The 10,980-nt window shown below is 59.1% G+C and carries 9 protein-coding genes; 8 read left to right on the top strand and 1 reads right to left on the bottom strand.

Translation table 11 applies throughout. The annotated features are described in order from the left end of the window. The first annotated feature begins 122 nt into the window (after positions 1 to 122). Genes AB4Z24_RS06965 through AB4Z24_RS06955 form a run of 3 tightly spaced genes read left to right on the top strand, consistent with a single transcriptional unit; the run spans position 123 to position 2,783 of the window. Complete coding sequence (locus AB4Z24_RS06965; protein WP_441706904.1) at positions 123 to 941, top strand: quinoprotein dehydrogenase-associated SoxYZ-like carrier; 819 nt, start codon at positions 123 to 125, stop codon at positions 939 to 941. Positions 942 to 964: 23 nt separating this feature from the next. Continuing rightward, complete coding sequence (gene soxC, locus AB4Z24_RS06960) at positions 965 to 2,257, top strand: sulfite dehydrogenase (protein WP_441706902.1); 1,293 nt, start codon at positions 965 to 967, stop codon at positions 2,255 to 2,257. After that, positions 2,244 to 2,783 (top strand): c-type cytochrome, encoded by a 540-nt coding sequence (locus tag AB4Z24_RS06955; RefSeq protein WP_441706901.1) that lies wholly within the window; start codon positions 2,244 to 2,246, stop codon positions 2,781 to 2,783. The genes soxC and AB4Z24_RS06955 overlap by 14 nt, the downstream gene beginning before the upstream one ends. A 62-nt stretch (positions 2,784 to 2,845) precedes the next feature. On the opposite strand, the gene AB4Z24_RS06950 is transcribed toward AB4Z24_RS06955, so the two are convergent. Next, the gene (locus AB4Z24_RS06950) at positions 2,846 to 4,225 is read right to left on the bottom strand and encodes a porin (RefSeq protein ID WP_441706899.1); all 1,380 of its coding nucleotides are present in this window, start codon (positions 4,223 to 4,225) and stop codon (positions 2,846 to 2,848) included. Positions 4,226 to 4,689: 464 nt separating this feature from the next. On the opposite strand from AB4Z24_RS06950, the gene AB4Z24_RS06945 reads away from it, so the two are divergent. The 5 genes from AB4Z24_RS06945 (at position 4,690) to pepN (ending at position 10,958) form a co-directional block, all read left to right on the top strand. Then, positions 4,690 to 5,079, top strand: coding sequence for a DUF7282 domain-containing protein (locus AB4Z24_RS06945; RefSeq protein ID WP_441706897.1), 390 nt, complete (start codon positions 4,690 to 4,692; stop codon positions 5,077 to 5,079). A gap of 300 nt (positions 5,080 to 5,379) precedes the next feature. Next, positions 5,380 to 6,594 carry a saccharopine dehydrogenase family protein gene (locus tag AB4Z24_RS06940; protein WP_441706895.1) on the top strand — a complete coding sequence of 405 codons (1,215 nt, stop codon included), beginning with the start codon at positions 5,380 to 5,382 and terminating at the stop codon, positions 6,592 to 6,594. Then, the gene (locus AB4Z24_RS06935) at positions 6,594 to 7,031 is read left to right on the top strand and encodes a hypothetical protein (protein ID WP_441706893.1); all 438 of its coding nucleotides are present in this window, start codon (positions 6,594 to 6,596) and stop codon (positions 7,029 to 7,031) included. The genes AB4Z24_RS06940 and AB4Z24_RS06935 overlap by 1 nt, the downstream gene beginning before the upstream one ends. Positions 7,032 to 7,080: 49 nt before the next feature. Continuing rightward, the gene (gene nspC / locus AB4Z24_RS06930) at positions 7,081 to 8,232 is read left to right on the top strand and encodes a carboxynorspermidine decarboxylase (RefSeq protein ID WP_441706892.1); all 1,152 of its coding nucleotides are present in this window, start codon (positions 7,081 to 7,083) and stop codon (positions 8,230 to 8,232) included. 71 nt (positions 8,233 to 8,303) lie between these two features. Further along, positions 8,304 to 10,958: an aminopeptidase N gene (pepN, locus tag AB4Z24_RS06925; RefSeq protein ID WP_441706890.1), complete on the top strand. Its 2,655-nt coding sequence runs from the start codon at positions 8,304 to 8,306 to the stop codon at positions 10,956 to 10,958. Positions 10,959 to 10,980 lie beyond the last annotated feature (22 nt).

Here is a 10,980-nt window from a genome sequence, read left to right as displayed (position 1 = left end):
GCGATTTCGAAGCCGCGTCTTGCGAAAATGATGACCTCGTCACCATGTTAATGTAGTATTTTATTTGGGATTTGACGTTTGAACGCGTGAGATCGCCCTGAAGGCGGCGAGCGGAGGAAGCGATGCACAGCAAGTTTGTCCGATCCAGTGTTGCTGCCGGAGCGGCAATTCTTGGTCTCATGTCGGCTCAGCCGAGCGCGCGAGCCGACGATACGGCCGCGATTTGGGACAGCGTTCGGACGGATCTATTCGGAACCCGCGACGTCGCCGACGGAGCCGGAAAAGTGATGCTCGAGGCCCCGTACCGGGCAGAAGATGCGTCGACCGTTCCGCTGACCGTTCGCCTGCCGGCCGAATTCGCGAAGGACGTGAAATCGCTGACGCTCGTCATCGACAAGAACCCCTCCCCCGTCGTCGCGAGCTTCGCTTATGGCGACGCGGCCGGTACGGGTGAGCGCGTGTTGGCAACGCGCGTCCGCATCGATCAATATTCGAACGTGCGCGCCATTGCCGAGACGAACGACGGTAAGTTGTTCATGACGATGAAGTTCGTCAAAGCCTCGGGCGGCTGCTCGGCGCCGGCCGGTAAGGACGCCGAGGAAGCGGCAAAGACGATGGGCAAGATGAAGGTCATGACGGCCTTCAAGGATCCAGAGGACGCCAAAGCGCAGGAAGCGCAGGTGATGATCCGGCATCCGAACAGCTCGGGTATGCAGATGGATCAGCTGACCGGCCTCTATATCCCGACGCACTTCGTCGACAAGGTGGCGGTGAAGACCGGCGGCAAAACCGTCTTTACGATGACCGGCGGCATCTCGATCAGCGAGAACCCGAATTTCCGCTTCACCTATCAGGGCAGCCCAGCCGATGTGATGAGTGTCGAGGCGGAGGATTCGAAAGGCAACGTGTTCAAGGGCAATTCGGCTCCGAACCAATCCTGACATCGCGCCAGCGGAACGGCCACATGGCCGGCAAGCTAACAGCGGACGATTTAACACCAGTTGCGGGCGGCGGGCTTTTGCATCGCCGCCTTTTTCTTCAGGGCGGCCTCGTTCTAGCGACTGCGCAGACGGCCACAACGCTCGCTGCGGAAGAAGCGCCGAAGCCTCGGGCCGAAGACCCCGCCGACCCCTCCTGGATCCATAGGACCGGGCTTCCTTTCAGCGGCTACGGAGTTCCATCGAAATTCGAGAAACATGTCGTTCGCAACACGGGCGGCAATCGCGCGCCTGCGGGCGACGGCGTTTCCTGGACGCCGCTGGAAGATCTCGAGGGTATCGTCACGCCGAGCGGCCTGCACTTCGAGCGCCATCACGACGGCGTGCCCGACATCGATCCGGCCGTGCATCGGCTGGTCATCCATGGGCTCGTGCGGCAGCCGCTGGAATTCACAGTCGCTAACCTGCTTCGATATCCTATGCGCTCTCGCTTTCTTTTCATCGAATGCGGCGGCAACAGCAATGCCGGGTGGCATGAAGAACCTATCCAGCGGCCCGTTGGCGATTTTCATGGGCTTGTTTCCTGCTCGGAGTGGACGGGCGTACCGCTTTCGATCCTGCTCAACGAAGCCGGCGTCGATCCAAAGGCCTCATGGGTGATCGCAGAAGGGGCGGACGCCGGTCTTCTTAACGTCAGCCTGCCGCTCGCGAAGCTGATGGATGATGCGATCGTCGCGCTCTACCAGAACGGCGAGCGCGTGCGGCCGGAGAACGGTTATCCGGTCCGGCTCATCGTACCGGGCTGGGAAGGCATCACGAACGTCAAATGGTTACGGCGTCTGCATGTCACCGATGCTCCCGCAATGACGCGCAACGAAACGGCGAAATACACCGAGCTTCAGCCATCGGGCAAAGCGCGGATGTTTACGTTCGTCATGGATGCGAAATCGCTGATCACTTCGCCGTCGCCAGGGCAAAAAATGCACGGCGCGAACATTTACGAAATTCGCGGGCTCGCCTGGAGCGGGCGCGGAAAGATCGCAAAGGTAGAGGTTTCGGCGGATGGCGGCAAATCGTGGGCCGAAGCGCATTTGCAGGAGCCCGTGATGGCGCAGTGCTTCACGCGATTTCGATCTGCGTGGGCCTGGGATGGACAGGCTACGCTCCTCAAAAGCCGCGCGACCGACGAGACCGGATACGTTCAACCCGAACGCGACGTGCTGGTGAAAGAGCGCGGGCGTGAGGGCTACTTTCATTACAACGCCATCGTCTGCTGGGCCGTCGATGAAGATGGTACGATCAGCCATGTCTATGCTTAGGCGCGCCGCGGCTGCGATTTTCGTTCCGGTCGTGGCGACGGCGGGCGTCGCTGCGGATCGTGACCTCAAGGCTCCCCACCTCGGCGCGCCGTTGAGCGCCGGCGAAATCGCGAAATGGGATCGGACAATCTTCGCCGATGGGCGTGGACTGCCACCGGGAAAAGGCACCGCGAAAGACGGCCGCGTGATCTACGAGCAGAAATGCGCGAGCTGTCACGGTTTGCACGGCGAAGGTGGCACGGCTGAAGAACTCGTCGGTGGGCCGAAGCCGCCATCGGCCGAAAATCCAAGCAAGGCAATCGGATCTTACTGGCCGTTCGCGCCCACGATCTTCGATTTCGTTCGCCGGAGCATGCCGCCTGCAGCTGCCGGATCACTCTCCGCCGATGAGACCTACGCGCTGACGGCCTACCTGCTTGCCGCCAACGGCGTCATCGGCGAGGGCGATGAAATGAACGCCAAGACGCTGGCGGCCGTGCGCATGCCGAACCGCGACGGCTTCATCTGGATCGACGCCAAGCCATGAACATGGCTCCCCGTCTCAAATTTTAGACGGTCGCCACTCTTCACGTTGTCGCGTGATACCATTCAAAAATTGATTTTCGCGCCCATTATGCCTTCCTGAAATGTGTCAAGAGAGGTTTTCCCTACAGGGGCTCCAGTCGCAGCCGTCGCACTGTCGCCGAAGATATCTCCATCGGCGTGCTCGTAGACCACATAAAGGGACATTTCCGCAGCGTCGATATATTGGATTATGCCAGCCTGCCAAAAATTTATGGTCGAGGAAACCGTCTTACCGGGATTGGAACCGGCATCGTCATGACGGTACTCGCCAAAAATGTTCGTTTTGCCGAGAGAAATCCACTTCTGTTCGATACCGGGTTGGATGAACCACGTCGTGCTATCTGGCTCTATGAGCAGGTTCTCGGTGGCCGCGTTGCCGGTATCGATGTGTTGCTGACCCCAGCCGCCGAATACGAATAGTCCAGTCGGTTTGTGCATGATCGTGGCTGCAGCACCTTCCCAGTCGCATCGGAAGTTCGGAAATGATGCTGTCGTCGTGCTCGACGATATGCAGGACGTCCCTCCCGTGACGTATGTGCTCGGCGTACCAGTGAACTGGGTACCGGGATTATTGCTTTGACCATAACCGGCACGGGCCAGAACACTGAAATCGCCGATATCGTTTTTGTAGGTGAGCGACACATCCCATAAGCTGGCTTCGCCCCAAGCGGCAGCGGCGGAAAATCCGGCGTAGGTCGCAGTGTCGTAGCGAACCACATTGCGACGACCGCTTTGGCCGGGCGTTGAATTATTGAAGCCTCGCATGATGTCGGTCCATCTGAGCGGAGTCGAGCCAATGGGGAGTCCGTCGGCCCTTAGTTGAAACTGCGACAGGTAGATCGCAGGGGCCTCAGCGTCAGATATGTTGCGTGTCAACGTGAAATCAGCGTCGTCGAGAAGGTGGTAAGTCGCGGTGCCGTTCAGTCCGACGGCAACTTGGCCCCAGTCGTTATTCTTGATGTACCAATAGCTTTTGCGGACCAGGAGCTGATTATCCTGGTTATTCGGATTGCTGCTCGAAGAACTCGGAGAGTTCTGATTCCATTGACCGGAAGGGTGACCCTGCGTCCCGATTTCCAGCGTGTAACCGGCCGACCAGTCGGCCGTGATCTTTGCCTCGCCGACAAACCTGAAGCGCGTCTGCTCGACGGAGTTCGTGCCGACATAGACATTATGTTCCGTACCGTCATCCCAGGCGAACACGGCTTCGTTGACCCAGCCCGAAATCGTCAGACTGACTTTGCGGTTGCCTTTGCGCGCGGTGGTCGCTTCTAATTCGGCGATACGCTCCTCGAGGTCGGCGCAGCAATTACCTCCAAGGTCTGCAGCCGCGGCTGGCGACATCAGGGCCAGCGCGATCGAGATGCCGCAGAAGCCGCTTTCAAACGCACGAGATATCCTCATGAGTGGCACCCCCCGGATGACCGATCTGCTCACTGATAATATGCGCGGGACGCCTCGATCAATGATGAACGGACAGCAATTTCAGGACAGCAATTGAGTGTAACGCAAACGCTATTATTCACAGAAACCGAATCGAACGCGCACAGAGTATCTTCTGGACTTTTCCGTTTTTTGAATTGGGCAGGAGACATTCAGATGTCCCCCATTTAAATGAAGCGGACGTTGCGGCTCTCATCTCGCGGGCGGGCGGAGAAGGCATCAATTTGAGCCCTTTGCGACTTCAAAAATTCGTAAGGCTCGGCGTTCGCTTATTGCAATTCCAATTACGCTTTCCAAATATTATTCCATGCAGAGTGGCGACGTGCCGATGGACGGGGCACGCACCGGGCGCCACCATCATGACTGCTAACGGGCATTGCGCGAAACGCCTGCCCGCCGCAACTCAGTCACAAGGTCCAAAAACAATGAAATCGTCACGCGTGTTGATCGTCGCCGCGAGCGCGGTGGCGGCAAGTTTTGCCGTCGCCAGCAATGCCTTCGCAGCCGAGCCGGGAACGCCGGCATCGGTTCTGGCGATGAACCAAAAGCCTAAGGGAGATTCCGTCTCCATAACCTATGTCTTCGTCCCGAAGGATGGGACTTTGGCCATCTACTCAGGAGATCCGGCAAATCGCGCGCATGCCAAGCTGCTCGGCAAAGCCGTGCTTCCGCATGGGGATCACCGGAACGTCAGCATCAAGCTCAACGGCGAGCCAAAAATGGGCGAGCGACTGTGGGCAGTGATCGAAGGAACGAGCGGTAAGCCGTTCACAAATGCCGACGGACCGGCAGAGCAAAGCTTCAAGGTGCTATAGCGCCAGAAGCGGCCCGGCGCCGCCGCCCCGACGCGCCGGGCCGATGCCATGCGGCCAGCCATTGCAGGTTTCCGCCCCGAGCTGGAGGCAGGAGACCACTTCGCCCGGAGGGAAAGCCCGAGACTGGCTCTGTCACAAATGATTATTTTACAGTATTTGCTTGGCCTTCGCCGACCCGGAAAGAACAAGTTCTAGTAAGTATTGAATTATTGTCCGGCGTGCCCTATTTCGGGCCCCCAGCGCACCTTTAAGCGCTTGCTGGAGCCGGCGTCACCGGCATTTCTTTTCTGGGAGCGTTCGTTGGACAACGTACTTATCATCGGTGCAGGCGCTGCAGGCTCGGTCGTTGCGAAGAAATGCGCAATGAACCGGGACGTCTTCAAAAAGATCCACCTTGCCTCGCGCCGTCTCGAAAGCTGCAAGAAGGTCCAGGCCGAGTGCAAATCTCCTATCGAGATTTCGCAGCTCGATGCCGACAACGTCGCCGACACCGTCGCGCTGTTGAACAAGGTCAAGCCTGACCTCGTGATCAACATGGCGCTTCCCTACCAGGATCTCGCGATCATGGACGCGTGCCTCGAGGCCGGCGTCAACTACATGGACACCGCGAACTACGAGCCGCGCGACGAAGCAAAATTCACCTACAAATATCAGTGGCCGTATAACGACAAGTTCAAGGCCAAGGGGCTTATGGCCGTTCTCGGCTGCGGTTTCGATCCCGGTGTCACGAACATCTTCTGCGCCTACGCGCAGGAGAACCTTTACGACGAGATCCACACGATCGATATCATCGACTGCAATGCCGGCAGTCACGGCAAGGCGTTCGCGACGAACTTCAATCCGGAGATCAATCTCCGCGAGGTGACGCAGCGCGGCAAATACTGGAAAGACGGCGAATGGATCGAGATCGATCCGTTGTCGATTTCGACGATGATCGACTATCCGGAAGTCGGCCCAGTCAAATCCTACCTCATCTATCATGAGGAGGAAGAGAGCCTCGTCGAGAACATCAAAGGCCTGAAGCAGATCCGCTTCTGGATGACGTTCTCCGACAATTACATCAAGCATCTCGAAGTGCTGCAGAACGTCGGCATGACCCGCATCGACCCCGTCATGTACAAGGGCAATCCGGTCGTTCCGATGGAGTTCCTGAAGTCCGTTCTTCCGGAGCCGTCCTCGCTTGCCGAGAACTACACCGGCAAAACGTCGATCGGCGTCGTTCTCAAGGGCGAGAAGAAGGGCAAGAAGAAGCGCTACATGATCTGGAACGTGTGCGACCACGCCGAGACCAACAAAGAGGTCGGCGCGCAGGCGGTTTCCTACACGACCGGCGTCCCGGCCGTCACCGGTGCGATCATGATGTTCAAGGGCATCTGGAAGGGCAAAGGCGTTTTCAACGTCGAGCAGCTGCCGCCGGAGCCGTTCCTCGAAGAGCTCGCCGAACAGGGTCTCCCCTGGCAGGTGAAGGAAATCGAGAAGTCCGATCAGAAAAAGCTTTTCGCGGTCGAGACCTGATGAGCGAAGCCGAAATCCTTTCGATCCGCAACGAGCTGACGGGCCTCGTCGTCTCCGTCGTTTCGGTGAGCTTCGGAATGATTTCGGCGTACATCGCGGGGCTCTGGCTCTTCCTTCGGGAAGCGCCGATCTCGCTCCGCTTGCTCGCCTTCACGTTGCTGTCGTGCGGCCTTGCTTTCATGGGCGCGCTGACTGCCGGCCTCAACGAACTGCTGATCGGGACAGACCACGCCTGGTCGAAGCTTCAGAGCCCTGCGACCGATATTCCCGGCTTCGGCAACGCGCGGCCGGATTGGCTTCATGGGTTCACGCTCTATGAGGCATCAGCGCTCCTTGGAACTTTGGCATTCGGGGCCATCTATGTCTCGCTCGCCTATCTGACTTTCATCTACAGGTGGCCGGGCTCGACTGCGGGACCCGTCCGCGTCTCGCCTTGAACGCTTTCGCTAACTCGACCGGTGACACGAATTGTCGGAACATTCGAAATTGAAATTGCCCTCGTTCGACTGGGCACAGTCGATTGCGACGCCCGCTTACGTTCTCGACGTCGCGGCGCTGAAGCGCAATCTGGCGCGCGCTGCGGAGATCAAGCGCGAGACCGGCGCTAAAATTCTTCTCGCCACGAAGGCGTTCGCGCTTCCGGCGGCCTTTCCCCTGATGCGCGACGTTCTCGACGGCACGACCGCGAGCGGCGAATACGAGGCGCGGCTCGGCCACGACGAGTTCGGCAAGGAAGTGCACGTCTATTCACCTGCCTATGCGACCGGCGAGGTGGAGCGGCTGACGAAGCTCGCGCAGCACATCTATTTCAACTCGCCCGAGCAGATTGCGAAGAACCTTCCGGTGATCAGGAAGCATCCGGAGGTCAAAATCGGCATCCGGATCAATCCCGGCTATTCCAACGCGACGCTCGGCGGCGCGCTTTACGATCCTTGCGCCCCCTACTCGCGCTTCGGGGCCACGCCGGAGACGCTCGACCGCGTGCCGTGGGACGAAGTCGACATTCTCCACGCGCATGCTCTCTGCGAGTCGGACCACGAGGGATCCGTGGGTCTCATCGAGCATGTCGGGCGCGTCTTTGGCGACTATGTCCGCCGTGTCAAAACCGTCAATTTCGGCGGCGGACATTTCATCAACAAGCCGGGCTACGATATTGGCAAGCTGATCGCCGCCATCAAGGCGTTCAAAAGTACGTTTCAGGTCGACGTCGTCCTGGAGCCGGGCGCCGGCCTCGTCGTCAACACGGGCTATCTCGTCGGCAGCGTCCTCGACATTCACCACAACGGCAAGGACATCGCCATTCTCGATGCCTCCGCTTCGACGCACATGCCGGATGTTCTGGAAGTGCCCTACACTCCGGAAGTGGTCGGCGCCGCGGCGCCCGGCGAAAAGCCCCACGCCTACATTCTCGGCGGCAAAACCTGCATGACCGGGGACATCATCGGAGAATACTCTTTCGACCGGCCGCTCAAGGTTGGCGATCGGGTCATTTTTACCGATATGATGCAATATTCATTCGTCAAGAACAATACGTTCAACGGCGTGCCCCTCCCTGATCTCGCCATTCTCGAGGAGGATGACACGACACGGACACTTCGGTCATTTGGCTACGATGATTTCCGCCACCGGCTGGGGTAAAATCAAAGGGCGGCTTTTTCGCATACCGGCTAAGACGCCGACGGCCGCCGAATAACATTACGGCGAGAGTCATGAAGTCAGAAAATCCCAAGCCAGTCCTACTTGCCGACTATCACCCGCCGGAATTTCTGATCGATACCGTCCACCTCGACATCGCGCTCGCGCCGTCGAAGACGCGCGTGATATCGAAACTGGCCATACGCCGGAATCCGAATTCAGATGCGAGCGGCAAGGTTCCGCTTCGGCTCGATGGCGAGCTTCTGAAACTTGAAAGCGTCGCGCTCGACGGGAAAGAACTTAAGGCATCATCGTATCGTGTCGACGACACCAGCCTGACGATTCTCGCGCCCCCGAAGGAGCCGTTCACGCTCGAAATCGAGACAGTGGTCAACCCTAAAGGCAATACGGCGCTGCAGGGGATCTACCTCTCGCGCGGTGTCTACTGCTCGCAATGCGAGGCGCAAGGCTTCCGGCGCATTACGTATTTTCTCGATCGTCCCGACGTGCTCGCTAAATACACGGTTCGTCTCGAGGCGGATGTCGAGACGGCGCCGGTTCTTCTGGCGAATGGCAACCCGGTCGAACGCGGGACGCTAGCTGGCGGCGAACGTCACTACGCGATCTGGCACGACCCGCACCCGAAGCCCTCATACCTCTTCGCGATCGTCGGCGGCAATCTTTCCCCCGTCGCCTCCACCTTCACGACCGAGTCGGGACGCGAAGTCGATCTCCGCATTTATGTCGAACGCGGCAAGGAACCCCGCGCGCATTGGGCAATGGAGTCCCTGAAGCGCGCCATGCGTTGGGATGAAGAGCGGTTCGGACGCGAATACGATCTCGATGTCTTCAATATCGTCGCTGTCTCGGACTTCAACATGGGGGCCATGGAGAACAAGGGCCTCAACATCTTCAACGATCGCTTGATCCTCGCTTCGCCGGAAACCGCGACCGACGCGAATTATGAATCGATCGAAAGCGTGGTCGCGCACGAATACTTCCACAACTGGACCGGCAACCGCATCACGTGCCGAGACTGGTTCCAACTCTGCCTGAAAGAGGGCCTGACCGTTTACCGGGACCAGGAGTTCTCGGCTGACCTGCGCAGCGCGACCGTGCAGCGCATCTCCGACGTGCGGCAGCTCAAGGCGCTGCAGTTTCCGGAAGACCAGGGACCGCTCGCGCATCCGGTGCGGCCCGAGAGCTACGTCGAGATCAATAACTTCTATACGCCGACGGTCTACGAGAAGGGCGCCGAAATCGTCCGGATGATGCGAACGATCCTCGGACCTCGCAAATTCCGCGAAGGGATGGACCTTTATTTCGAGCGTCACGACGGACAGGCCGTGACAATCGAAGATTTCATCGCTTGCTTCGCGGATGTGAGCGGGGAAGATTTTTCCCAGTTCCATCGCTGGTATTCGCAGGCCGGTACGCCGGAACTCGTTTGCGATCTCTCATACGACCGCCGCAAAAAGTCGGCCGAGCTGACCGTTCATCAGGTGCTGAAGCCGTCGCCCGGCAAGGTGAGGAAGCAGCCCTATTTCATTCCGATCAGCATGGCGCTGCTCGGCGAGAACGGCAAAGAGATGGATCTCGAGGTGTCGGGCGGCATCAAGATCCGCGACGGCGTCATGGCCGTTGCCGAGCGAACAACGAACTTCAAATTCAAAGGCGTTACCTCGCGTCCGGTTCCGTCGCTGCTACGCGGCTTCTCGGCGCCGGTCACCATCACGATGTCTCTCTCGGATCAGGATCTTGCATTCCTGATGCATCACGATAGCGACCTGTTCAATCGCTGGCAGGCGAGCAACGCCTATACGACGCGCAGCATCATCGGCCTGCTCGACTCCAAGCGGCCGAAGTCCGTCGTTGGATCAAAATCCGCCAAGCTCGCCGATGCGTTGCGCTACGCGTTGCGGGACAGCGAACTCGACGACGCCTATAAGGCTGAATTGCTGAAGCTGCCATCCGTTGCGGACATCGCGCGCGAAAAGGCGAGCCGCGTCGATCACGAGGGCATTTACAATGCCCACCGGTTGTTCAGCCGCACCGTCGGCGACAAGCTGGCGGACGAACTCGAATCTCTCTACGCGGAGGCCTCGCGGGAAAAGAAATTTTCGCCCAGCTCCAAAAGCGCCGGCAGGCGTGCATTGCGCAATGCAGCGCTGACGCTGCTGACGACGCGCGAAACCGGCGACGACTTCGAGCGGGTAGAGGCGCATTATCGCAAAGCCTCGAATATGACTGACGCATGCCACGCGCTGTTTCTGATCGCGGGCCTCGACGCACCGGGTCGCGAGGACATCCTTCAGGATTTCTTCCAGCGCTGGAAGGACGATCACCTCGTCATCGATATGTGGTTTGCGGCGCAGGCTCAGTCTCCGCTGCCGAGTGTGCTCGACGAGGTCAAGGCACTCTGCCGGCATCCGCTCTTCAAGATCACGACGCCGAATAAAGTTCGCGCACTCGTCGGGACGTTCGCGTTGGGCAATCCCTTGCAGTTCAATCGCGCCGATGGTGCGGGCTATGACTTCCTTGCCGACAAGGTGCTCGAAATTGATCAGTTCAACCCGCAAGTCGCGGCACGGATGCTCGGCGCATTCCGCAGCTACCGGGCGCTTGAACCCGGCCGCAAGGGCTTGGCAAAGGCGGCTCTGAAGCGCGTTGCCGCCGCTTCGATTTCGCGCGATTGCCACGAAATCGTCTCGCGGATGCTAGAGGACTGACTGAGCGTTTCCGCCACACCCG

Source organism: Hyphomicrobium sp. 2TAF46, from assembly GCF_052114865.1.
In the GTDB taxonomy this organism is placed as follows: domain Bacteria; phylum Pseudomonadota; class Alphaproteobacteria; order Rhizobiales; family Hyphomicrobiaceae; genus Hyphomicrobium_B.
This window is presented reverse-complemented; position numbering and strand designations above follow the sequence as displayed.

Coding starts and splice junctions, on each gene's coding strand:
- AB4Z24_RS06965 (WP_441706904.1), top strand. CDS start 123: ATGCACAGCAAGTTTGTCCGATCCAGTGTTGCTGCCGGAGCGGCAATT.
- soxC (WP_441706902.1), top strand. CDS start 965: ATGGCCGGCAAGCTAACAGCGGACGATTTAACACCAGTTGCGGGCGGC.
- AB4Z24_RS06955 (WP_441706901.1), top strand. CDS start 2,244: ATGTCTATGCTTAGGCGCGCCGCGGCTGCGATTTTCGTTCCGGTCGTG.
- AB4Z24_RS06950 (WP_441706899.1), bottom strand. CDS start 4,225: ATGAGGATATCTCGTGCGTTTGAAAGCGGCTTCTGCGGCATCTCGATC.
- AB4Z24_RS06945 (WP_441706897.1), top strand. CDS start 4,690: ATGAAATCGTCACGCGTGTTGATCGTCGCCGCGAGCGCGGTGGCGGCA.
- AB4Z24_RS06935 (WP_441706893.1), top strand. CDS start 6,594: ATGAGCGAAGCCGAAATCCTTTCGATCCGCAACGAGCTGACGGGCCTC.
- pepN (WP_441706890.1), top strand. CDS start 8,304: ATGAAGTCAGAAAATCCCAAGCCAGTCCTACTTGCCGACTATCACCCG.